The following is a 554-nucleotide window of genomic DNA, read 5'->3' on the forward strand; positions in this document are numbered from 1 at the left end:
GCTTGCAACGGCAGTGCTTCGGTGCGCATGGAATCTGATAACGCCCACCCAACGATCCGTCGAGAGTAAACGTCGGTGACAAACGCGGCGTACACAAAGCCTTTCTTCGTGCGCACATACGTAATGTCGGCCACCCACAGTTTATTCGGGCCCTTAAGCTTTGAATTCACGCTCGACTAAGTCCGGGCGCAGATCAGGCACGTTAGCTTTTCGGGTTGTGATAGGTGATCTGCCTTTGCCTTTGCCAGAAACACCGGCCAAGCGCATCAGCCGGGCGGTTTGTTCACGCCCGATATCAATTCCGTCGCGGCGGAGAGCATGCCACATTTTCCGCACGCCGTAGACGCCGTAATTATCCCGATGAACAGTTCTAATGCGGTCGATCAGCACAGCATCGCGAAGGCGACGAGCACTTAATCCACGGGCCTTGGACTGGCGATAACCACGCGAGGTGATAAACCCACCAGCCCGGTTATTCTTCAACGTCTTACAAATGAACTCGACAGAGAAACGATTCCGGTATTTATCGATGAACCGGATCATTTCCGACGTTT

2 protein-coding genes are annotated in these 554 nt (G+C 53.6%); both read right to left on the reverse strand.

All coding sequences use genetic code 11. The annotated features are described in order from the left end of the window. Positions 1 to 170 (reverse strand): DDE-type integrase/transposase/recombinase (locus tag HMPREF2617_RS12450; protein WP_141762999.1); only part of this gene is annotated, 170 nt, incomplete at its 3' end. Continuing rightward, positions 154 to 554, reverse strand: a 401-nt coding sequence (locus HMPREF2617_RS04280; RefSeq protein WP_210400812.1) for an IS3 family transposase, incomplete at its 5' end; no start/stop codon positions are given. The genes HMPREF2617_RS12450 and HMPREF2617_RS04280, both read right to left, overlap by 17 nt.

It is taken from the genome of Corynebacterium sp. HMSC070H05, assembly GCF_001837615.1.
GTDB classification, from domain to species: Bacteria; Actinomycetota; Actinomycetes; order Mycobacteriales; family Mycobacteriaceae; genus Corynebacterium; species Corynebacterium coyleae.